Annotated in this window: 23 protein-coding genes and 1 tRNA gene; 11 read left to right on the top strand and 13 right to left on the bottom strand. The window is 67.6% G+C overall.

Annotation, left to right across the window (positions count from 1 at the left end):
* Positions 1-74 precede the first annotated feature (74 nt).
* A complete protein-coding gene (locus BM282_RS04440; protein ID WP_089877121.1) occupies positions 75-1,199 on the bottom strand; it encodes a pyridoxal phosphate-dependent aminotransferase in 1,125 nt (374 codons plus the stop codon).
* Positions 1,200-1,283: 84 nt separating this feature from the next.
* On the opposite strand from BM282_RS04440, the gene BM282_RS04435 reads away from it, so the two are divergent.
* The gene (locus tag BM282_RS04435) at positions 1,284-1,811 is read left to right on the top strand and encodes a CinA family protein (RefSeq protein ID WP_089877119.1); all 528 of its coding nucleotides are present in this window, start codon (positions 1,284-1,286) and stop codon (positions 1,809-1,811) included.
* A gap of 97 nt (positions 1,812-1,908) precedes the next feature.
* On the top strand, positions 1,909-2,442 hold the full coding sequence (locus BM282_RS04430) for a metal-dependent hydrolase (RefSeq protein ID WP_089877392.1): 534 nt from the start codon (positions 1,909-1,911) through the stop codon (positions 2,440-2,442).
* Here BM282_RS04430 and BM282_RS04425 read toward each other — a convergent pair.
* Positions 2,439-3,173 (bottom strand): PHP-associated domain-containing protein, encoded by a 735-nt coding sequence (locus BM282_RS04425; protein ID WP_175501368.1) that lies wholly within the window; start codon positions 3,171-3,173, stop codon positions 2,439-2,441. The genes BM282_RS04430 and BM282_RS04425 overlap by 4 nt on opposite strands.
* 265 nt (positions 3,174-3,438) lie before the next feature.
* Here BM282_RS04425 and BM282_RS04420 point away from each other — a divergent pair, with 265 nt between their 5' ends.
* A complete protein-coding gene (locus tag BM282_RS04420) occupies positions 3,439-3,741 on the top strand; it encodes a DUF7565 family protein (protein WP_089877116.1) in 303 nt (100 codons plus the stop codon).
* 60 nt (positions 3,742-3,801) lie between these two features.
* On the opposite strand, the gene BM282_RS04415 is transcribed toward BM282_RS04420, so the two are convergent.
* The 6 genes from BM282_RS04415 to BM282_RS04390 form a co-directional block, all read right to left on the bottom strand.
* Positions 3,802-4,248, bottom strand: coding sequence for a transcription elongation factor Spt5 (locus tag BM282_RS04415; RefSeq protein WP_089877114.1), 447 nt, complete (start codon positions 4,246-4,248; stop codon positions 3,802-3,804).
* A gap of 1 nt (position 4,249) precedes the next feature.
* On the bottom strand, positions 4,250-4,423 hold the full coding sequence (locus BM282_RS04410) for a protein translocase SEC61 complex subunit gamma (protein WP_089877112.1): 174 nt from the start codon (positions 4,421-4,423) through the stop codon (positions 4,250-4,252).
* A 145-nt stretch (positions 4,424-4,568) separates the two neighbouring features.
* Positions 4,569-5,729: a cell division protein FtsZ gene (gene ftsZ, locus BM282_RS04405; RefSeq protein WP_089877110.1), complete on the bottom strand. Its 1,161-nt coding sequence runs from the start codon at positions 5,727-5,729 to the stop codon at positions 4,569-4,571.
* Positions 5,730-5,828: 99 nt separating this feature from the next.
* Positions 5,829-7,160 (bottom strand): D-aminoacyl-tRNA deacylase, encoded by a 1,332-nt coding sequence (locus tag BM282_RS04400; protein ID WP_089877109.1) that lies wholly within the window; start codon positions 7,158-7,160, stop codon positions 5,829-5,831.
* Between the two features lie 44 nt (positions 7,161-7,204).
* Complete coding sequence (locus tag BM282_RS04395; protein WP_089877107.1) at positions 7,205-8,527, bottom strand: sodium:calcium antiporter; 1,323 nt, start codon at positions 8,525-8,527, stop codon at positions 7,205-7,207.
* A 58-nt stretch (positions 8,528-8,585) separates the two neighbouring features.
* A complete protein-coding gene (locus tag BM282_RS04390) occupies positions 8,586-9,548 on the bottom strand; it encodes a calcium/sodium antiporter (RefSeq protein ID WP_089877106.1) in 963 nt (320 codons plus the stop codon).
* 163 nt (positions 9,549-9,711) lie between these two features.
* Between BM282_RS04390 and BM282_RS04385 the strand changes: the two genes are divergently transcribed.
* The 6 genes from BM282_RS04385 (at position 9,712) to BM282_RS04360 (ending at position 15,241) form a co-directional block, all read left to right on the top strand.
* Positions 9,712-10,512: a shikimate dehydrogenase gene (locus BM282_RS04385; RefSeq protein ID WP_089877104.1), complete on the top strand. Its 801-nt coding sequence runs from the start codon at positions 9,712-9,714 to the stop codon at positions 10,510-10,512.
* Positions 10,513-10,564: 52 nt separating this feature from the next.
* Positions 10,565-11,440 carry a helix-hairpin-helix domain-containing protein gene (locus tag BM282_RS04380; protein WP_089877103.1) on the top strand — a complete coding sequence of 292 codons (876 nt, stop codon included), beginning with the start codon at positions 10,565-10,567 and terminating at the stop codon, positions 11,438-11,440.
* Positions 11,441-11,520: 80 nt separating this feature from the next.
* Positions 11,521-13,173, top strand: coding sequence for an anthranilate synthase component I family protein (locus BM282_RS04375; RefSeq protein WP_089877101.1), 1,653 nt, complete (start codon positions 11,521-11,523; stop codon positions 13,171-13,173).
* Entirely contained in the window at positions 13,170-13,787 is a 618-nt protein-coding gene (locus BM282_RS04370; protein WP_089877099.1) for an anthranilate synthase component II, read from the top strand. Before BM282_RS04375 ends, BM282_RS04370 begins: the two co-directional genes overlap by 4 nt.
* Complete coding sequence (locus tag BM282_RS04365; RefSeq protein WP_089877097.1) at positions 13,780-14,772, top strand: aminotransferase class IV; 993 nt, start codon at positions 13,780-13,782, stop codon at positions 14,770-14,772. The genes BM282_RS04370 and BM282_RS04365 overlap by 8 nt, the downstream gene beginning before the upstream one ends.
* A 49-nt stretch (positions 14,773-14,821) precedes the next feature.
* Entirely contained in the window at positions 14,822-15,241 is a 420-nt protein-coding gene (locus tag BM282_RS04360) for a Rieske (2Fe-2S) protein (protein WP_089877096.1), read from the top strand.
* Positions 15,242-15,752: 511 nt separating this feature from the next.
* Here BM282_RS04360 and BM282_RS04355 read toward each other — a convergent pair.
* From BM282_RS04355 to BM282_RS04345, 3 genes are all read right to left on the bottom strand, one after another.
* Positions 15,753-15,827 (bottom strand) — tRNA-Met (locus BM282_RS04355).
* Positions 15,828-15,897: 70 nt separating this feature from the next.
* Positions 15,898-16,347 carry a GtrA family protein gene (locus BM282_RS04350; protein WP_089877094.1) on the bottom strand — a complete coding sequence of 150 codons (450 nt, stop codon included), beginning with the start codon at positions 16,345-16,347 and terminating at the stop codon, positions 15,898-15,900.
* The gene (locus BM282_RS04345) at positions 16,344-17,138 is read right to left on the bottom strand and encodes a glycosyltransferase (protein WP_089877092.1); all 795 of its coding nucleotides are present in this window, start codon (positions 17,136-17,138) and stop codon (positions 16,344-16,346) included. Before BM282_RS04345 ends, BM282_RS04350 begins: the two co-directional genes overlap by 4 nt.
* 151 nt (positions 17,139-17,289) lie before the next feature.
* Between BM282_RS04345 and BM282_RS04340 the strand changes: the two genes are divergently transcribed.
* Complete coding sequence (locus BM282_RS04340) at positions 17,290-19,686, top strand: DUF2298 domain-containing protein (RefSeq protein WP_089877090.1); 2,397 nt, start codon at positions 17,290-17,292, stop codon at positions 19,684-19,686.
* Here the strand turns inward: BM282_RS04340 and BM282_RS04335 are convergent, their stop codons facing one another.
* Complete coding sequence (locus BM282_RS04335) at positions 19,687-19,944, bottom strand: HAH_0734 family protein (protein WP_089877088.1); 258 nt, start codon at positions 19,942-19,944, stop codon at positions 19,687-19,689. It lies immediately after the preceding gene.
* 311 nt (positions 19,945-20,255) lie between these two features.
* Between BM282_RS04335 and BM282_RS04330 the strand changes: the two genes are divergently transcribed.
* Positions 20,256-20,504, top strand: coding sequence for a hypothetical protein (locus BM282_RS04330; protein ID WP_089877086.1), 249 nt, complete (start codon positions 20,256-20,258; stop codon positions 20,502-20,504).
* Between the two features lie 33 nt (positions 20,505-20,537).
* Here BM282_RS04330 and BM282_RS04325 read toward each other — a convergent pair whose 3' ends face one another.
* A complete protein-coding gene (locus BM282_RS04325) occupies positions 20,538-21,899 on the bottom strand; it encodes a PQQ-dependent sugar dehydrogenase (RefSeq protein WP_089877084.1) in 1,362 nt (453 codons plus the stop codon).
* Between the last annotated feature and the right edge of the window lie 170 nt (positions 21,900-22,069).

The raw sequence follows: 22,069 nt of genomic DNA, 5'->3' as shown, positions 1-22,069 counted from the left end.
CGGTTTGTGTACCCGTCGGTCGCCGGTCGTCGGTCGCCAGTCGCCGGCCGTCGACGGCGGCGACGGCGGGACGCTCACCCGAAGTAGTCCGCCAGTCGCGACGCCGCCTCGTCGGCCCGGGGGGTCACCAGCGCGAACCGGACCCAGTCGCTGTACGCCTCGCCGAACGCCTCGCCGGGCATCCCCGCGACGCCCGCCTCGTCTATCAGTCGCTCCACGTTCGACAGCGTCCCGGGGAAGTCGTCGAACCGGGCCATCACGTAGAACGCCCCGCGGGGCCGGGTGTACGCCGCGCCCGCGGCGTCGAGGGCGTCGGTGAACGAGTCGATTCGCTCGCGGAGCATCGCCCGCGTCTCCTCGTAGTACGTCGGCGGCGTCTCCTTCAGAGCGCGGAGGACCGCCACCTGACCCGGTCGGGTGGTGGCGACGTTCACCAGCATGTGTCGCGTCTTCGCCGCGTCGACGTACGCCTCCGGGAAGACGGCGTAGCCGACGCGAAAGCCCGTGACCGCCATCGACTTCGAGTAGCCCGTCGTGACGAGGACGCGGTCGGAGTCGAGAGCGAGTGCGCTCTCGAAGTCGCCGGAGAAGTCGAAGTGGTCGTACACCTCGTCGACGAGGAGGAGGGCGTCGTTCTCCGCGGCGACGTCGTGGAGTTCCTCGATGGTATCGCGGTCGTACACCGCGCCGGTCGGGTTGTTCGGCGTGTTGACGAGGATGGCCGCCGTCTCCGCCGAGGCCGCCTCGCGCATCGCGTCCACGTCCGGGTCGCCGCTCTCAAGCACCGGCACCTTCGTCGACGTCGCGCCCAGCATCTGCGCCTTCCCGGGGTAGTACGGGTAGACGGGGTCGGTGAGGAGGAACTCCGTCCCCTCGTCGCGTTCCATCGCGCGCGCCATCGTGAGGTAGTTCGCCTCGCCGGTGCCGTTCGTCACGACGACTCGCGAGGCGTCGACGTTCCGGCGCGTGGCTATCTCTTCTCTGAGTTCGCGGAGGCCCTCGCTCGGCGGGTACTGGAACTCGTCGGGTTCGGCGTCGGCGTACTCTCGCAGGCCGTCTCGAAGCGGTTCCGGGGGTTCCCAGTCGGGGTTGCCCGACACCATGTCGACCACGTCTCTGTCGGCGTGTGCGGCGTACTCCATCACCTGAAAGAACAGCGGTTCGTCGTAGGCGTCGCCAGCCGTCTCGTCCTCGCTCATCTCGTCTGTCGCCTCACGCGGGAGGGTCGTGGCTCTTTCGCCCTCGGCAGGGCGCTTTTGTCGCCTCCCGCCGTCGTCTCTCGCATGCCCGAGTGTCCAGCAGACCCGCCGGTCGAAGCGCGCGTCGGTGACGCCCTCCGCGACGCGGACCAGACAGTCGCCGTCGCCGAGTCGTGCACGGGCGGCCTCGTCGGGTCGCTTCTCACGGACGTGGCCGGGTCGTCGGACTACTTCGACCGCTCCGTCGTCACCTACTCGTACGACGCGAAACTGACCGAGTTGGCCGTCTCCAGAGAGGCCCTCGACGAACACGGTGCCGTCTCCGAACCCGTCGCGCGCGAGATGGCCGCCGGCGTTCGCGACACCGCCGGGACCGACTGGGGCGTGGCGACGACGGGTATCGCGGGACCGGACGGCGGAACGCCCGAGAAACCCGTCGGGACGGTGTACGTCGGCCTCGCGTACCGCGGCGAGTGGGGCACCCAGTCGTCGTACGCGACGGTCGAACGGCACGAGTTCGACGGCGACCGAACGCAGGTGAAAGCGAAGATAGCGAGGCAAGCCTTGGAGACGCTTCTCGCCGCCGTCGAGTCCGGTGGCGACGGGGCGTGAACGCGCGACGAGACGCGAACCCGCGGCGTCTGACGGACGGCTGACGGTTCTCGACCGTGCACAACGCTTGTGTTCTCGGCGGTCGGACAGTCACTCGATGAACAAAGAAGGGCACGTCCTGAACGGCGCGTTGTTGGCGTTGGGGTTGGGGGTCATCCTCGTCGTCGACCCGACGATGGGGCCCCTCGTCGAAGAGACGCCCTCGGCGCTCGCACTCGCGGCGGCGACGAAGGTGGCCGAACTCTCCTTACCCGTCGTCCTCGGCGCACTTTTCCCCGACGTCGACACGGCGTTCGGCAAGCACCGAAAGACGCTGCACAACCTCCCGGTTCTCGCGATATTCCTCGTCTTCCCGTACGTGTTCGGCAACCTCCAGTACGTGTGGGTAGGCGTGGCGACGCACTACGTCCTCGACATGGTCGGGTCCAGACGCGGCATCGCGTTGTTCTACCCGTTCTCCTCGAAGGAGTACGACCTGCCGACGGGCGTCACCACGTCGAGTAAGTGGGCGAATCCGGTCACGTTCGTCGTGACCGCGTTCGAACTCGCAGTGCTGGCCGTCGTCCACTACTACGTGTTCGCGTTGGACACGTCGTTCGCGGAGGCGGCGGCGTTGGTGGGCGCGTTCTAGTACTCGCGGACGTCGTCGAACTTCCCGTCGTAGGCGATGTGGCCGGGGTGGGTCGGTTCCATCCCGGAGAGAAACAGTCTGTCGACCTTTCCCCACGTGTTCTCGTAGCCGAGGTGGGCGAACTCCAGTGCGGAGCGAACGCGGTGGCCGAGGCCCGTCCGGTGTATCACGCGACGCGGCGCGCCCTCGCGGAGTGCGGCCACCAACTCCGCTTCGGAGGTAATCTCGCGGTCGAACTCCGTCCACACCTCGCCGATGCTCCCGCGGAGGTGCGCGTACGACGACCCGAAGCCCGGGATTCCGAACTCGGCCGATAGCTCCCGGCCCAACCGATTCTGGCTCGGGAACAGTTTGCCGTTGTGCGTCTCCAGCGCGTGTATCTCGTCGGCGTGCGCGCGGACGTCCTCTCGGTCCAGACTGACGTTGAACAGACCGGGGTGCGGGACGAGGACGGCCGCCTCCTGCCGAGCGAACGTCGCGAACGCCGCCTCCATCGTGACGAAGTCGGGGACGGGTTCGGAGAGGCCGAGAGCGAGGAGGTGGCGTCGCTGCCGCCACGTCCCCGTGAACACCTCGCGGGCGGGGACGACGAGGAGTTCGTCGTCGCTGAACGCGGCCGCCTTCCGCCGAATCGCGGGTAGACGGGTGAAGTGGGGGGCGTACACCAGAACGTCGATGTCGCGGGCTTTCGCCCGAGAGACGACACGTTCGTCGAGAAGCTTCACGTGCATGTCGACGCGGGTGGACCCGTGGGACGGAGACGGCGCGGTCACGTCTTTCGATGTGGTGTCGTCGTGGTTAGTCATTACTATCGAACGTTCTGCACTGGTCCACTCGTCCGACCGCACAGTTGTGCGGTCGAACGTGTGGTGACGGGCGGCGGATGCGATATCTCCCGACCGGCCGGTGGCATCTCGCTCTTCCCGCACCTCAGTTCGATGACACCACGACGGGGTCTGCGGAACGGTTTAGTCCCCGGTATCCGTCTCCGCCTGTATGTCCCTGTGGAAGTGCGGTGTCTCCGGGTGCGACGGACGGTTCGAGGACGTCGAGGAAGCCGTCATCCACCTGACAGTCGAGCACGAACGCCACGAGTGCAAGGTCTGTGGCACCATCGTCCCCGAAGGCTACTTCGCCATCCGACACGCGTTCGAAGAGCACTCTCGCGCGGAGTTCGTCCGCGCCTACGACGCGAACTCCTCGGACGTTCGCGAACGCGAACGGGTGAAACGCGAAGTGGAGTCGGAGGCCGACCTGCAGTCGGTCGTCGAACGACTGAAAGAACAGGGCGCGCTGTAGACGGCGCGGAACGGTGGAGGCGGCGCGAGGCAGTCTCGGTTCGCGCGCGTCGGAACCGAACTACCGTTCCTCGGAGTCCAGCACCCGAATCTGGTCCCCGCGGACGGTGACCGGAATCGGAACGGTCGCCTCGTACAGTTCGACCGTCACCTGGTCTTTCGTCTCGTCGATGCGCTGAACGCGCGCTTTCTCGCCTTTGAACGGCCCGGCGACGAGTTCGACGATGTCCCCTTCCGCGATACCCTCCACGTCCGGCGTCGGCGAGAGGAAGTGCTCCACCTCGGCCATCCCGGAGGTGGCGGCGCCGTCGCCGACGAGTCCGCGGGCGTGCGGAATCTCCTCTAAGACGCGGTTGATGACCGCGTTGTTGTCCGCCTCCACCATCACGTAACTCGTCAGCGAGTCGGGCGCGAGGACGGCGTGAATCTCCGGTTCTTCGCGGTTCGCGATCATGTCGGCGACGGTTCGCTCCTGTCGCGCGGTGGTCTTGACGGCGAAGATGGGCACCTCAGACACCTCCCGGAAGGAAACTCATGACCGCGAAGATGACGAATCCCATGAAGCCGACGAGGAAGATGCCGGCACCGGCGATGAGACCGATTTGGGAGAACTCCTCCCACGAGGGGGTGCTCGCCAGTTTCAGCACCCGCACGTAGCTTGTCAGGTCGTACTTGACGTCCATTGTTGCTCTCCGCTAGAACGGCGGGCTTTTTCTATCTATTGATGCACTCGGACGCGACGACAGGCGAGAACGCGAGCGTCGTCACTGCGGACCGTCGTTCGAGGAGGGTGTCGTGCGGGCGGACGACCCGCCGCGCCTCGGTCGACTACTCGACGTAGTCGATGTCTTGCCCCTGCTGAGGGGCCTGTGGCTGTTCCTGCGGTCGTCGTTCGGGTTCGCCGCCGTCGCTGCGACCGTAAATCTGCGGCGACTCGACGCCGGTGACGACGATCATCGTCCGCATCGTGCCGTCGAGTTCCTCGTCCACGGAGGTACCCCAGATGATGCGCGCGTCGGGGTCGATACGGTCGTAAATCTCCTCGACCACGCCTTCGGCCTCCTCGATGCTCATGTCCGACCCGCCGGTGACGTTGACGAGCGCGGAGTTGGCACCCGAGATGTCAACGTCGAGGAGCGGAGAGCGAAGCGCGCTCTTGACGGAGTCTTGGGCCTTCGAGTCCGAGTCGGACTCGCCGAGTCCGATCATGGCGACGCCGCCGCGTTCCATGACCGTCTTCACGTCGGCGAAGTCGAGGTTGACGAGACCCGGTTTCGTGATGAGTTCCGTGATTCCCTTCACGGAGCGCATGAGGACTTCGTCGGACACCTTGAACGCCTGCCGGACGGGCAGTTTGCCGACGGCGTCGAGCAAGCGGTCGTTCGGGACGACGATGACCGTGTCGGCCACGTCGCGGAGTCGTTCCAGACCCGCCTCGGCGTTCGTGCGACGGACTTCACCCTCCGCGGTGAACGGCGTCGTCACGATGGCGATGGTCAGCGCGCCCGACTCGCGGGCGGCCTTGGCGACGACCGGTGCGGAACCCGTGCCCGTTCCGCCGCCGAGTCCGGCGGTGACGAACACCATGTCGGAGCCCTCGATGGCGTCGTATATCTCCTCTTGGGATTCGAGCGCCGCTTCCTCGCCTACCTGCGGAAGCGACCCGGCGCCGCGGCCCTGGGTCTTCTGCTCGCCCATGAGAATCTTCGTGTCGGCCCCGATTTCGACCAGATGCTGCACGTCGGTGTTGGCCGCGACCAGTTTCGCGCCCTTGATTCCCTCTTGGTGCATTCGGTTGACGGTGTTCCCGCCGGCACCACCGCACCCGACGACGGTGATGTCGGTCTGGAGGTCCTGCAGAACGTCCTTCAGTTCCTCGTCCGTCATCGTGCCGCTTCGGCGAATCTGGTCGTCCTCGAGTCCGTCGACGGTCCTCCCATCCCCCGTCTCCTCGGCCTCGTCTATTGCATCGTCGACGATAGAGTCCATTTATGAGCGTCCTTACCGAATGGAGCCTAATTATCTTTCCCCCTCACGTCGGACGAGTGTCAGACGCGACGCCGCCCGTTTTAGTCGTCAATTAAGCCGTTATATCCGGAAAACGACGGTCTCTTCGCTGTTCACGTCTCCCGGCGTCACCGTCCGGTCGTCTATCTCGACTGTCTTCCCGGCCGATAGCTTCCCGAACGCGGGGCCTTCGGGGACCCCCAACGACTTCGCCGCGGCCGCGTCGAACGCCTCTCGCGTTGCGACCACGGCGGTCTGTTGGTGGCTGACTCGGTCGTACTTCTCGCGGAGGACCGCGGCCAGTGCGTCGACGACGGCGTCGTAGTCGTCCTCGCGGGGGAGCGCGGCCCGACCGGTCGCTTTCGTCCCGCCCTCTCTCGTCTCGTAGGCGACGGCCCTGTCGTGGACGGCCGCGAGTGCCGCGTCGAGGTCGATTCCCGCCGCCTCCGCGAGCAAGTCGTCCGGAAGCGAGACGACGACGTGAGCGCCGTCCGCGACGTCGTCGACGCGCGCACCGAGGCGGAGTCCCTCGTCGACCGACGAGAGGTCGGCTTCCAGCGACGCGAGTCGGTCCAGCGAGACGCCTTCGGTCTCTCTGACCCACGTCTCGGTCACGACGCGGTAGCCGAGTTCTTCGACCACCGAAACCAACTCGGGATGGTCGCCGTCGACGACGGCGTACTCGGCCGCGGACGCCTCGAACGCCCGCCGAATCACCTCGCGGTTGTGCTCGGGCGCACCCATCGCGTCCAGCGGCCACTCGGCCCCGATGTGGCCGACGGCCCAGTCCGTCTCGCGGACGATTCGCTCGAACCGCGGGGCGTAGTGGCCGCCGCCGAACCCGACGAGTTGTCGCTCTCTGTCGGCGGCGACGCCCGACAACGCGAGGACGGAGCGAGCGACGGCGCGGGCGCCCGCCGGGTCGTCCCACTCGGCTTCGTCGCTGCCGAGTTCGACGAACATCGCGGGCGCGCCGGCGTCCGTCGGCCCGTGGTGCGTACACTCGACGCCGACGCCGTACGCGTCCGGCGCGTGCCGGTCGAACGCTTCGACCACCGCCTTCTGTGCGTTCGGGCAGGCGCGGGCGAACCGTCCCGTCTCGCCGCCGTACTCCGCGGGGCCGAAGTTACCAGTGAAGTGGGCGGTGAGGAGGGGTCCGGTGTCGCCGGAGTGTCGGGAGACGAACGCGACGAACTCGGGGTCCGCGGAGAACGCCTCGGCGACGTTCGCTAGTTCGAGGTGCATCGCGTCGAACTCGCGGAGTTCGAAGTCGGCGTGGCGGTAGTACGTCCCTCCCCCGTCCGCGTCCGACCGCGAGTCGTCGGTGCGTTCCTCCCAGTCTTCGAGTTCGAGCAGTCGCTCTCCGATGTGGACCGATGCGCTGTCGGCACGGCTGACGACGACGGCTATCACGAGGAGAACTGGCCCGTGGACGGGCTAAAACGCGTCGAAGGCGGTCAGTCCGCCCGCCCGGGTTCGGGTGCCGGTTCGCCGCGCACGTTGCGCACCGTGATGCGGGCGAGTTGGCGGAAGTCGCGTCGGCGGTAGAACAGGAGGCCGCCGCCGATGAGGATGTAGACGGCCGTGTACGCCAGAAGCAGGGTTATCGAGTACTCGGTGGCGACGGCTTCGTTCGGAACCGTCTGGATGATGATGAACTCCCCGACGACCTGCGAGACGAACAGGACGAGGAGGGTGACCGCCTCGCGGACGGAGATGTTGAAGTTCACGAGGACGGTGAGCGCGAAGAAGCTCTGCGCGGCGGTGAGCCATATCTCGGCGGCCTGTTTGAAGTCGAACGGGAGCGTTCCGTACCGGCCGAGTGCGAGGCTGTAGACGACCACGAGCGTCCCGATGAGCAGCGTCCACTGGTTCAGCTTCGAGGAGATGAGCGCGTTGAACGCCGCCGTCGACCGCGCCTTGTTCACGAGGTAGGCGGTGATGACGAGTTCGGGGCTCTCGGAGGCCAGCGGCGCTATCCACTGCACCATGAAGAACTCGGGGATGCCGAACTGCAGGCCGAGTTCCTCCAGACCGTGCGCGAACGGTTCGACCGCGGTGAAGATGAGAAAGCCCGAGTAGACGAACAGCGTGAGGACGACGGTGGTGCGGACGCGGCGCGACTTCGCCTGAAAGTAGGCGGGGACCCCGACCTGTTCGTCGTGTTCGTCCACGTCGCCGCGGACGATGATGGCGATGTAGGTGAAGTAGAGACCGACGAGAACGATGGTGTCCACCCAGTCGATGCCGCCGTTCAACGGGACGAAGAAGGCGTACACCGTCGCGACGAACAGGAACAGAATCTCCGTGGAGATGCTCTTGTCGAGTTGGACCGCGTCGCGGAGCGTGCCGCTCCGGTCGAGGACGTTGTCGTCGGCGCGTCCCCGCGTCGCCTTGTAGATGGAGAACAGGGCGATGCCGGACCAGCCGAGTCCGATGAGGATGCGGTTCGCGCCGGTCATGTTGGCGACGGCGAGGTTCGCCTTCGAGGGGTCGCTGGCGGCCTGCCACGCGTAGAGGGCGTCGACGGCGTACTCCGGGGCGACGGCGAGGACCGCGAGGACCGCGAGCGCGAACGCACGGGGGACGTCTTTCTCTGCTGTCTCCGCGCCCCACGCGAGGAGGAACGATGCGCCGAGGACCGCCAACCCGCTGACGGCGACGGTGGCGAGTTCCGGCAGTCCCTCCGCGATACCGGTCGCGTCGAGGACGACCCACGGGAGAGACAACAGTACCGCCAGTCCGACGGCGCTGAGTGGATGGCTGAGGCGTGAACTCATCGATGAGTGGTGCACGGCGTGGACGCCTATCTCTTGTGCTTCATCCTGCGACCGCCACTCAGAGGAGGAAGACGCCGAAGAAGCCCACGTAGCCGCCGACGAGGAGCGTCCCTTCGAGGCGGGAGACGGTGCGTCCGGAGACCATCACGGCGACGATGGCGGCGGTGAACACCAACAGCGCCGGGAAGTCGACGCCGACGGTACTCGCCGGAACGCGAACCGGAACGAGGATGGCGAGCACGCCGAGGACGGCGAGCACGTTGTAGATGTTCGAGCCGACGACGTTGCCGATGCTGAACTCCGACTCGTCTCTCGCGGCGCTGAGGACGCTGGCGGCGAGTTCGGGGAGCGAGGTGCCGAACGCGAGGACCGTGAGTCCGATGAAGCGTTCGTCGAACCCCCACGATTCGAGGAGTCCCTGCCCGCCCTGGATGAGCCACCGCGACCCGACGAGGAGGAGCACCAACCCGCCGAGGAGCGTGAGAACGTCGCGGGCGCGGACGGAGACGTCGCCGCCCACGTCGACGGACTCGACGGGGACCGAATCGGGCGTCGTCGCGCGGATGCGGTAGAGGAGGTAGCCGGTGAACACCGCGAGAGCGGTGAGGAGGACGACGCCGTCCATCGAACTGAGAGAGCCGTCCGCGCCGAGTACGACGAGGAGGACGGCCGCGCCGACCATGAAGGGGACGTGGCGAGCGAGGACGCCGTCGTCGACGTCGAGCGGACTCACGAGCGCGGAAATACCGAGTACGAGCCCGATGTTCGCGATGTTCGAACCGACGATGGCTCCCAGTCCGAGGTCCGTCGTGTACGAGAAGCCGCTGAGAAGCACCACCGCGAGTTCGGGGGCGGTGGTCGCGAAGGCGACGACGGTGACGCCGACGATGGCCGCGCGGACGCCGAACCCGACGGCGAGTCGCGAGGCGGCCTCGACGAGGAGTTCCGCGCCGAAGTAGAGCGCGACGATACCGAGGACGAGGAGGACCGCCTCGACGGAGAAAACTGCGGCTACGGCCATGAGACGTGTCGAACAGGCGGCCCGGCGGGCAAAAGCGCGACGGTCCGCGTCGTCTATGACTACGGTTGTCACGGGAGACGCCGCCCATCGGCTGCCGGCCTATCGTCGTCTCCGCGTGTCGGAACGTTTTACGTCGCCGCCGGTCGGACGAGTAGGCGTACTCATGCACGTGTTCGGACTCCTCGGCAACCCCGTCGGTCACTCGCTCTCGCCGCCGATGCACGAGGCGGCGTACGACCGCCTCGCGATGGACGCCCGCTACGTCACCTTCGAACCGTCACCCGCGGACCTCCGGCGGGCCGTCGACGGCGCGGACGCCCTCGGAATCACCGGACTGAACGTGACCATCCCGTTCAAACGGGACGTGCTCGAACTGGTCGACGCCGACGAACTCGCCGCGCGCATCGGCGCGGTGAACACGGTGGACTTCTCCGGCGACGAACCGCGGGGGTACAACACCGACGCGGCGGGCGTCGAACGGTCGTTCTCGCACCACGGCGTGCCACTCGACGGGAGAGACGCCGTCGTCGTCGGCGCGGGCGGGGCCGGACGCGCCGCGGCGTTCGCCCTCACCGACGCCGGCGCGTCAGTCCACGTCGCGAACCGAACGGCCGAACGGGCGACGTCCCTCGCCGACGACGTCCCGGGTGCGACGGGCGGCGGACTGGACACGCTCGACCGAATCGACGACGCCGACGTCCTCGTGAACGCCACGAGCGTCGGGATGGAGTCCGACGACACGCCCGTCCCCGAGGCGCACCTCCACGGCGGACTCGCCGTCCTCGACGCGGTGTACACGCCCATCGAGACGCGCCTCCTCCGGGAGGCGGCGGCCGCCGACGCGACGACGATAGACGGCGCGTGGATGCTCCTGTTTCAGGGCGTGGAAGCGTTCGAGCGATGGACGGGACGGGACGCGCCCGTCGACGCGATGAACGACGCGCTCCGAGCGAACCTCGGATGACGGGACAGCGGGGTAACGATTTTTAAATAAGCGGCGTTCATACGGGTACACGATGGGTATACTCGACTCGATAAAGTCGTCCGTGCGGTCGCTTCTCGGCCGCGACGAAGCGTCTTCTACCACGTCGCGGCGCGAGACGCGCGTCTCCGTCGAACGGGACACGCGGGACGAAGTCGACGCGGAATCTGAATCTGCGGTGAAGGAACCGGTCGCAGAAGAGACGGAGGCCGCGGCGTCGACGGAGACGATGGTCGACGAAGACGAGGGACGCGAACCCGCGGAGGCCGTGGACTCGGCCGACGACGACGCCGAGGAGGTCATCGAAGAGGCCGAACCCGAGGCGGACGAAGCGGCCGACGAACCGGACGACGACGCGGCGACCGGTGACGCCGACTCCGCCGCGTCGACGGACTCGATGGTCGGGAACGAACACGAACCGGCGGAGGCGGCCGAACCCGCCGAAGCCGTCGGGTCCACGTCGTCGACGGACGTCGACGGGGCGGACGATATCGGCGACGTAGACGCCGACGACGCCATCGAACAGGAGACGGTCGCGGCCGAGACGGACGCCGCGGCGTCCACCGGGTCCATCGTCGACGACGAGAACGCCGACGACGCGACCGAAGCGGCCGAACCCGCGGAGGCGGCGGGCCCGGACTCCGAGGACATGTCGACGGATATCGACGCGGACACCGACGCGGAGGCCGACGAGGACGGCGCGGACGACTCCTCGTCCGACGCCGGGGGCGAACCGGTCGAGAACGTCAAAGGAATCGGTCCCGCGTACGCGGAACGACTTTCCGACGCCGGCGTGGCGACGGTGAGCGACCTGGCGAACGCGGACGCCGCCGACCTCGCCGACGCGATAGACGTCTCCGAGAAACGCGTTCAGCGCTGGATCGACCGCGCGAGCGACCACGGCGAGTAGCGCCGACCCCACACCGCGACGCCCGTTCTGTTCTTCGCCGTCGCGAAACCGTTTACTCGGCACCGGTCCACCGTCCCGACATGGCAGACCCCGCTACGCCGACCGTCGAGACCCGGCGGGACGCGTTCTGCGCCGCCGCCGCGGACGCTCCCGCGGGGGCACGAGTCCCGGTCGAACTCAGCGTGTCGGTCACGGACCCGTTCGAAGCGTATCGGCGCGCCCGAAACGAGGACGGCGACGGTTTCTTCGTCGAAACCACCGGGGGACAACCCGGATGGGGCTACTTCGGCGTCGACCCCGAGACGCGCATCCGCGTCGGTTCCGACGCGGAGACGAGAGCGGACGACGACGGCGGACGCGGCCCGAGTACCGACGCGTCGCCGTCGCTCTCCACGCTCGACGCCGCACTCGACGAAGAGACGTTGGTCCGCGGAGCGACCGGCGTCGAGGTTCCGTACCCGTGCGGCCTGTTCGGGTGGCTCTCGTACGACGTGGCGCGCGAACTCGAATCGCTCCCCGCGACGGCGACGGACGACCGGAACCTCCCGCACCTCCGCCTCGGACTGTTCGACCGCGTCGCGGCGTGGGAGGAACCGCGCGACGGAGGGGAGACGACCCTCCGCGTCACCGCGTGCCCCCGCGTCCCGTCGGGCGCGAGCGACGAGGAGGTGAACGCTCTCTACGACGCCGCCCTCGAACGGGCGCGGTCGCTGGCCGAACGGGCGACGGCGGGCGACGGGAGCGTCGGTTCGGCGGCCGTCGACGGCGACGAAGCGCAGTTCGAGAGCGACTGCGGTCGAGACGCGTTCGCCGACAGGGTGCGCGCCGTGAAGCGGTACGTCCGCGACGGCGACACCTTCCAGGCGAACGTCTCGCAGCGACTGGTCGCCCCCGCCGTCGTCCACCCCGTCGAGGCGTACGACGCCCTCCGCCGAGTGAACCCCGCGCCGTACTCCGGTCTCGTCGAGTTTCCCGACGCGGAGTTGGTCAGTGCGAGTCCCGAACTCCTCGTGCAGGTCGACGGCGACAGACTGGTCACCGAACCCATCGCGGGGACGCGGCCGCGCGGCGAGACGCCCGCGGCCGACGCCGAACTCGAAGCCGACCTGACCACCGACGAGAAGGAACGGGCCGAACACGCGATGCTGGTCGATTTAGAGCGAAACGACCTCGGGAAGGTGTCCGAGTACGGCAGCGTCGACGTCTCGGAGTACCGCCGCGTCGACCGCTACTCCGAGGTGATGCACCTCGTGAGCGTCGTCGAAGGGCGGCGGCGGGCGGACGTGAGCGTCGCCGACGCGGTGGCGGCCGTCTTCCCCGGCGGCACCATCACCGGCGCGCCGAAACCGCGGACGATGGAGATAATCGACGACGTCGAAGCGACGCGGCGCGGCCCGTACACCGGCAGCATCGGTCTCTTCGGCTTCGACGACCGCGCGACGCTCAACATCGTCATCCGGACGCTCGTCCACCACGACGACGAGTATCACCTCCGCGTCGGCGCGGGCATCGTCCACGACTCCGACCCCGACGACGAGTACGACGAGACGTTGGCGAAGGGGCGGGCGCTGGTGAACGCCATCGACGACGCCCTCGACGACGGCGGGCACGGGATGCGCGTCGTCGACGGGGACGACGCGACGGAGGCGGAGCACGGAGCCAACGAAGAAGAAAACGATGCGAAGACGGACAGAACGGAACCGGCGCAGACGCCCGCGGGGGACGGCCGATGACGACGGTGTTGGTGATAGACAACTACGACTCGTTCGCCTACAACCTCGTCCAGTACGTCGGCGAGTTCGCCGACAGCGTGGTCGTCCGCCGCAACGACGCCGTCGACACCGACGGCGTCCGCGACATCGACCCCGACGGCATCGTCGTCTCGCCCGGGCCGGGCACGCCCGACGACGCGGGCGTCTCGATTCCGGTGTTCCGAGACCTGTCGTACCCGACGCTCGGCGTCTGTCTCGGGCACCAGGCGCTCTGTGCTGCCCTCGGCGCGCCCGTCGGGCACGCGCCGGACGTGGTCCACGGAAAGCCCTCGGTCGTCCGCCACGACGGCGACGGAATCTTCTCGGGCCTCCCGGACCGCTTCGAGGTGGGTCGGTACCACTCGCTGGCGGTCGAACGCGACGACATCCCCGACGGCCTCGCGGAGACGGCGTGGACAGACGACGAACGTCGCGTCGTGATGGGCGTCCGCCGCCGCGACAGGCCGCACGTCGGCGTGCAGTTCCACCCCGAGAGCATCCTCACCGACGCGGGCAAGCGCCTCGTGGAGAACTTCGTCGCGTGGTGCGGAAGCGACGATGGTAGAGGACAGAGCAGCGGAGGCGGCGATGACTGAGGAGGCGGTGACGCCCGAAGAGACGACGGACGACGAACTGCAGTTCCACGTCGACGGCGAACTCGTCCCCGCGTCGGAGGCGACGGTGAACGTCCGCGACAGGGGGTTCATGTACGGTGACGCCCTGTTCGAGACGCTCCGCGCCTACGGCGGCGAGGTGTTCCGCTGGGAGGCGCACGCGGACCGACTCGCCGAGGGAGCGGACGCACTCGCACTCGACCACGGCCTCACGGATGCGGACCTGAAGCGTCGGGTGGACGAGACGCTGGACGCGAACGACCTGACGGACGCCTACGTCAAACTCTCGGTCACACGAGGCGTCCAACCGGGAAAGCTGACGCCCGGCGAGGAAGTGGACCCCACCGTCGTCGTGCAGGTGAAACCGCTCCCGCGGGGTGGCCGCGAGAGGTCGGACGTGTGGGACGGGCCGGCGACGCTCCAGACGGTGAAGACGCGGCGCGTCCCGGACCGGGCGATTCCCGCGCACGCGAAGACGCACAACTACCTGAACGGCATCCTCGCGCGTCTGGAACTCCGCGTCACCGGTGCGGACGAAGCGGTGATGCTGGACGACGACGGCCGCCTCGCCGAGGGGGCGACGAGCAACCTCTTTTTCGTCCGCGACGACGCCCTCTGCACGCCGAGCCTCGACGGCCCCGTGCTTCCGGGCGTCACCCGCGCCGAGGTGTTGGACGTCGCCCGCGAGGAGGGAATCCCCGTCCGCGAGGGGTCGTACAGACCCGACCACCTCCGGGAGGCGTCCGAGGCGTTCGTCACGAACACGACGTGGGAACTCCGACCCGTCGCGTCGGTCGACGGCATCCAACTCGGCGGCGGCCCGGTCACCACCCTCCTCTCCCGTCTGTTCGACGCGCGGGTCGAACGGGAACACTACGCGGACGAGGGAGACGACGCTGGCGGCGTAGACGACGCGGACGACGTGGACGACGCGGGCGATGCAGACGACACCGGCCCGGACGAGTAGACGGTTCCGAGACCGCTAGGTTTGAATCGCCTCCCTTCCTACGCCGCCCATGGACGACGCGCGTCGAATCATCGCCGCGGACGACGTTCCCGAAGACGGGACCGTACTCGTTACCCTCAGACAGGGCACGGAGACGACCGAAGCAATCCTCACCAAACTCGGCGACGGCGCAGTCGTCGCCTTCGAGAACACCTGTCCGCACTGGACCGACGTTCGACTCGACAAGGGGTCCGGTGCCTACGTCAGAAACGGCGAACTCGTCTGTCAGAAACACGGCGCGACGTTCCAACGTGACTCGGGATACTGCGACTTCGGCCCCTGCGAGGGGTCGGTGCTCTCGACGTTCGACGTGGACGTCGAAGACGGCGTCGTCTACCTCACGGACGAAGCGTACGAGTTCGACCACCTCGGCGAGTCGGGCGACCACGAGCGTTCGTCGGGCAGTCGAATCGACTTCACCGGAAGCTGAACCGAGAACCACCCACTCCGTCGAGGAGAGGACCGTGAGCGCGTAGCCGACGACGACGGCACCCGACGGACAGAGAACGAGTACGAACGTCGCGACGGAGTTCGGATGGACCGTCGAGCGTCGCGTGGTTCGAACGCGCGGAGAACGAGAGAGCCATGGGGCCGAACTCGCTCGTCGCTCGGCGACGAGACGCCTCGCTTGTGAGTTCGAGTTCGGCAAAACCATAGCGGGAGGTAGATTTGAACGACGCGAACCTCGCTGACGCTCGGTTCTCTCGTTCAAACTACCAGTAGTCTATTTCCGAGATACCGCTCGTGCGCGCCGAGACGAGACTCGGCGCTCGGAGGTTGGTATCTCGAAAATAGCGGGAGGTAGATTTGAACCCTGGTCACTTCGTTCGCTAGCGCTCACGTCGTTCCCTGGTTCAAATTCCCTCGAACACTATGGGGCCGAACTCGTGGGACACGCCGAGACGAGACTCGGCGCTTCGGAGTTGAGTTCGGCAAAACCATAGCGGGAGGTAGATTTGAACTACCGATCTCCGGGTTATGAGCCCGGCGGAATCTCCTGGCTATCCCATCCCGCTGTATCAACACAATCCGGGGTTACGGTTAAGGGTTGTGATTCGACCGTCGTATGCTAATTTCCACCGGTCGTCACGACTGACCGATACGCCACGTGAAGACGCTCTCGGCGACGTAGTTCAGGAGCATCGAGGCACCGATAGCCAGCGGAATCGGCAGCAGCTCCCAGACGTCGAAGCCGAGGACGAGAAACGAGAATCCCGCTTCTCGGAACGCGCGGACGACCAGAAACTGGACGAGGAGGCCGCCGCTTCTGACGACGTTCGAGGTGAGCAGTCGTCGAAGCGTCGGGAGGATGCCCGACTCGCCCGCGTCGGCGAACGTCCAGTTCTCGTTGACGAAGAACATCACGACGATGGCCACCTCCGCGCCGACGAGTTTCGCGTACTCGTTCAGCACGTCGAAGAGGACGATGAGCGCCGTCGTCGTCGTCACGTCGAACACCGCGCCGACGGCACCGACGGAGGCGAACTTACCGAATCGAACGCCCGACAGGAGCGCGGAGAACGTGCGAGAACTCATTCGGAGGCGTCGGCCGTCTCTCCGAGTCGGTCGACCAGCGCGGGTTCGTGCTCGCGGGTCGACTCGAGGAACGTGTGGAGTCGGTGCTCTCGAATCGTCCGCGCGCGGTGTCGGGAACTGAGGAGCGCACCGGCGAGGCGAATCGACGTCTGCACCGGCGAAACGGTCGACCCCGGTTGGTCCTCCCATCGGACGGGCACCTCCGAGATTCGCTGGCCGAGCGCACCCGCGACGGCGACGAGTTCGATATCCCAGGCGAAGCCCGCCTCGTAGAGGTGGGGGCGGACGGACCGCCACGCGTCGGCCGAGAGCGCCTTCGCGCCGCACTGGTAGTCGTACAGGTGTTCGTCGAGCAGGCGGCGCGCAATCCACGCGAAGCCGTCGCCGAGTCGCCGTCGGGCGAACGTCTGGTGGGAGACGACGTCGGCGTTGGGGTGACGGCGCGACCCCGTAGAGACGTCGTACGCGCCGGAGAGGACGGGGTCGACGACGGCGGCGAACGACGCCGCGGGCGTGCTGCCGTCGGCGTCGGCGAACGCGAGGACGTCCACTTCGTCGACGAGCGCCTCGAATCCGGCCGTGATAGCCGCGCCCTTACCGCGCCGTACGTCGACGGCGTTGACCGTCGCCGGGAGGGCGGCGAGTCGGTCCAGCATCTCGGGGCGCGGCGCGTCGAGTTCGACGCGGACGGCCGCGGGCGAGAGGTGCGACCGAATCGCGTCGACGTAGTCGGCGAGTCGTTGGGGGTCCGGGCGGTACGCGGGAACCACGACCCCGACAGAACGGCTCATTGGCTGGAGTACCGACCGCGGGGGTAAAAAACGAACCGCTCGCGCGATTAGCCACCGAACTGTCCGGTCCGCCGTCTGACCCGTTCGCGAGGACGAACGTGGCCGCATCATAAAGCGTATGACGCCGGCCCGTGCGAGTGACGGTAAGAGTATGGAGTACGCCCTCGTCCTTCGCTGGTTGGTCCTCTACGCGGCCCTCTTCGCCGCCGGACTCCCGCTCGCTGCACGCCTCCTGCCGGACACGCGCGGCCGAGGCGTCGGACTCGCACTCCCCATCGCGACGCTCCTCCTCACGATTCCCGCCTACTGGGTCGGACAGGTCGCGTTCGGCCTGCCCGCCCTCGTCGCAGGCGTCGTCGTCCTCCTCGCGGCGTCCCTCCTCGCCGCCGCCGACCGCGACGCGCTCCGAGACGGCCGTCTCGAACTCGCCGTCTCCGTCCCGCGTCGACCGGTTCTCGACGTCGCCGTCGTCTTCACCGCCTCCTTTCTGTTCCTCGTCGTGGTGCGGGCGTTCGACCCCGCTGTCTTCCCGGTGGGCGGGGAGAAGTTCCTCGACTACGGCCTCCTGAAGAGCCTCCAGCGCTCGGCGACGCTTCCGCCAGAGGACATGTGGTTCGCCGGGACGACGGTGAAGTACTACTACGGCGGCCACCTCGTGACGACGCTGTTCGCGTGGCTGACGGCGACGTCGACGCAGTTCAGTTACAATCTCGCACTCGCGGGGTTCTACGCGATGCTCGTCACGGCCGCCTTCGAACTCGCCGCGACGGTGGGCGAAGACCACGGCCTCTCGCGGCGGGTCACCGGGACGTTCGCAGCGTTCTTCGTCGGGTTCGCGAGCAACCTCGTCACGGCCGGGCGGTTCGCGGTGGTCCTCCTCCCGGAGAGCGTTCGCCGACCGACCGCCGAGTTCGTCGCCGCCCGAACCGACTACACGGTGGCGCAGATTCTCGCCGGTCCCGAGTCGTTCTCCTACTGGGACGCCTCGCGCGTCATCCCCGGAACCATCAACGAGTTCCCCCTGTTCGCGTGGCTGAACGGCGACCTCCACGCGCACATGACGGGGACTGCCTTCTTGCTCCTCGCCGCGGCTATCGGCTACGCCTACTTCAGGACCCCCGAACCCGCCGTTCGGCGTCGTCGCGCCCTCCTCGCGACGCTCCCCGTCGTCGCGGGCTGGCAGGCCGTCCACAACACGTGGAGTTTCCCGAGCGTCCTCGCGCTCGGAACCTTGGCCGTCGTCTTCGCCCCCGCCGACCCGTGGACGCTCGTCCCCGGCCTCTCGGGCGTCGGCGAGCGACTCGCCGACCGCTCTCGTCTCACCGAGGAGACGGCGCGCGTCGCCGTCGCCCTCGGCCTCGCCGTCGCCGGTGCCGCCGTCGCCGTCGTCGTTGCCGCGCCGTTCTTGCTCGGTGCCGCCGCGAGCGGAAGCGAACGCTCCGTGGACCTCCTCGGTCCGGAGATGCGGAGCAGTCTCGGCGCACTCCTCCTCGTCCACGGCGCGTTCGTCGCCGCCTTCGGCGTCTACCTCGTCTCCCGTCTCCGCGTGCGACGCCCCCTGTACCTCGTCGGTTCCCTCCTCGCCCTCGGCTACGTCGGCCTCGACGTCGGGTTCGCCGCGCTCGTCGTCTCGGTTCCGCTCGTCGTCCTCGGGTGGGTCGCGCTCCGCGGTGACCGACCGGTGGGTTACGAGACGGTCCTCGTCGTCGCCGGGGCGGGACTGGTCACGCTGGTGGAACTCGTCTTCGTGAACGAACAGGCCGGGCCCGGGCGGATGAACACCGTGTTCAAGACGTACATGCAGGTGTGGGTGCTGTGGGCGACGGCGATGGGCGTCGTCGTCCCGGGACTGATTCGAGGCGTTCCGAGCGGTGCGACAGTCGTCTCTCGCGTGCGCGAGGCCGCCGCCGCAGGGGAACGAAGCGTCGTCACCGACGGTTCCGGCGACGCCGCGTGGCGTCGTCCCGCGGCCGTCGTCTTCGCCGTCCTCCTCGTCGTCTCGACGAGCGTCTACGGCGTCGCCGCCGTCGGCGCGCACCTCGAACAGGGACCGCCGGGCGGGACGACGTTGGACGCGACGCAGTTCGTCGAGACGTACCACCCCGAGTACGACGAGGCCATCGACTGGATGGACGCGAGAGAGGGCGCACCCGTCCTGCTGGAAGCGCCGGGGACGAAGTACTACGCCAGCGGAACGGACGGCCGGGAGCGAGTGATGTACAACTGGAACGCGAACCCGACGTCGAGTCTGACCGGCCTTCCGACCGTCGCGGGATGGGCGCACGAAGTCGGCTACCGCGGACCCGACGCCTACTACGCGCGCGTGGGCGACGTGGACGTCATGTACACGACCGACGACGCGGAGGTACGGGCGCGCCTCCTCCGGGAGTACGACGTCCGGTACATCTGGGTCGGTCCGAGCGAACGCGCCCGGTACGGCGACATCGAGTTCGACTCCGACGCCATCAGCGTCGCTCACCAGTCGGGGTCGGTGACGATATACGAGGTCGAACAGGAAGCGTTAGCGAACGAGTCGACGGCTGCCTGACTACGCGCCGCGCTTCGAGATAACCGTGAGTGCGTCGGCGTCAATCGCCTCCACGTCGAGGAAGTGCGGGACGAACTCGCGCTTCTCGAACGCTTCGCGTTCGTCTTCGGTGCCGACGGTACACCAGAGTTGGACGGTGTCGGGGCCGTGGTAGTCACCCTGTCGGTCGATGGAGAAGCAGACGACCTCCTCGCCGTCGAGTTCGATGACCGCGTCCCGCCGGATGCCGGGGTCGCCGCGGATGATGACTTTCTTCATGAGCGATTCTCACGCGCAAACGAACATAAAACTGTCTAAGACCCGCACACGGAGCGGAGCGAATCGGTCCGGCGACGACAGACTGCGAGTCGTCCGACGCGAAACGCCCGATGCGAACCGCTCCGTCGACGGGCGACGACGGCGTCCGCTCACCGCTTTCACGTGACGCTCGAATAAACGCCCAGAGAACGCCGCACGCAATATTTTTCAAACTTATGCAGATTGAATTTGTATCGTATAGACATTATTTAGGGCGGCTCTATGAATTATCAGGCATTCGCCTTATGCCTCCGAATCGTCGTGTATAGCTAATGGACGAGTCAGGCTACGACATCGGCTCGTGGGTCCACACCGCCACTCTGTGCGACCGCGTGAGCGCAGCGCTGGCGGTCGCAGGCGAGCCACGAGACGCGGAGTCCATCGCGAGTCTCGCGGACGGAACCGTCGAGGCGACGGAGTCCGCTCTCGGAGACCTCTGCCAAGAGGAGGTCGCGGTCCGGACGGACGACCTGTACGTCCACGTCGACCACGTCGCTAGCGTCCGCGACGGAGACGACTAGTCGTCACGAACCACCGTCGACGGACGTCCGCGGTCACCGCTCGGCCGAGCGGAGTCGGTGCACCGCACCCGTCCCGGGCGCGAACTGACTCGTCAGCGCGTAGAGTTCGCCCGCGTCGTCCCGCCCGAAGGCGAGTAGCGCCCCCTCGAACGCCTCCCCTTCGTCGGACGAGAGGCGGAGCGTCTCCATCGACCACATCTCGCCGTCGCGGTCGGCGGGCGTCGCGGCGAACAGCGACCCGACGACGTCGCCGAACACGTACGTCCCGTCCAACGCCGGGACGTCGTCGCCGCGGTAGCGGTAGCCTGCGATGACGGCGGACCCGAAGGACCGCCCGTCGCGGTGGTGCGGGTAACAGACGATGGGGTCGACGAGCGGTTCGCCGTCGGCCGTCGTGCGCGGACAGTACGGGTACGAGCGGTCGCCGCCCGTCAGTCTCGACAGCGCGTGCACCGACCGGCGGTTGCTGTAACAGCGCGTGCCCTCGCGCACGTTCCACCCGTAGTTGCCGCCGCGGCGCACGAGGTTTATCTCCTCGAACTGGTCCTGCCCGACGTCGCCGACGTACAGGTCGTCGCCGTCGAACGACATCCGGTACGGGTTGCGAAAGCCCCACGCGTACTGCTCGTCGAGGCCGTCTCGCCCCACGAGCGGATTGTCCGGCGGTATCGCGTACGGTTCCTCGTCGTCGCGTGCGTCGACGTCGATACGGAGGATGCTCCCCAGTAAGTTCTCCGTCACGTCCTGTCCGTTCCCGCCGCCGTTCAGCGCGTACCAGTCGGTGGCGTGCCCCCGCCCCTGGTCACCGTTCCCGTGCTTCCCGTCGCCCGTGGCGACGTAGAGGTAGCCGTCCGGGCCGAACGCGATAGCGCCCGCGTTGTGGTTTCGGCCCGGTTGCGGAATCTCCAGTATCGTCCGCTCCGAATCCGGGACCGTCCCCCGGTAGTCGGCCGTCGCCGTGAACTCGGACAGCACGAACGTGTGGTCGTAGTCGGCCGGCGTGCCGGGACGTCTCGGCGCGCTGTACCGAACGTAGAACCGTCGCGTGTCCGCGAACTCCGGATGCAGTTCGAACCCGATCAGCCCCTGCTCCCACGACGTCGACTCCATCAGTCGGTCGCGGACGTCGAGGAACGGTTCCTCCCGAGTCGCTCCCGCCTCGTGAAGGTAGACTCGCCCGGTCTTGTCGGCGACGTAGTACCCCGACGGAACCGGTGCCGTCGCGAAACCGATCGGCTGGTCGAACCCCTCCGCGACCGTCTCGGTCGCGACCACCGGTCCGGTCTCGATTCGACTCGTCTCCGGGCGGTGCGCTTCCCAGCGTGTCCTGCCGTTCAGGAGTCCGGCGAGACACACCGGTGCGGAGAGACCGGCCAGAAACGTTCTTCGTTTCATAGTGAGTGACAGCTCTACCGTATGTTCTGTCGTATCGACTGATAAATATCCCCCCGCTAACGGACCGTAACGGGTGCTTCAGGTGGGGATGAAACGGTCGATACGGGCGCGATTCGTCGTTGCGGCGTATCGCTCGGCCGCACGGGACCGAACCCGAACCGGTGAACTCG

Source organism: Halogeometricum limi, assembly GCF_900115785.1.
Classification (GTDB): Archaea; Halobacteriota; Halobacteria; order Halobacteriales; family Haloferacaceae; genus Halogeometricum; species Halogeometricum limi.
Note: the sequence above shows the minus strand (reverse complement) of the source record. Positions and strands in the feature narration are given on the sequence as shown.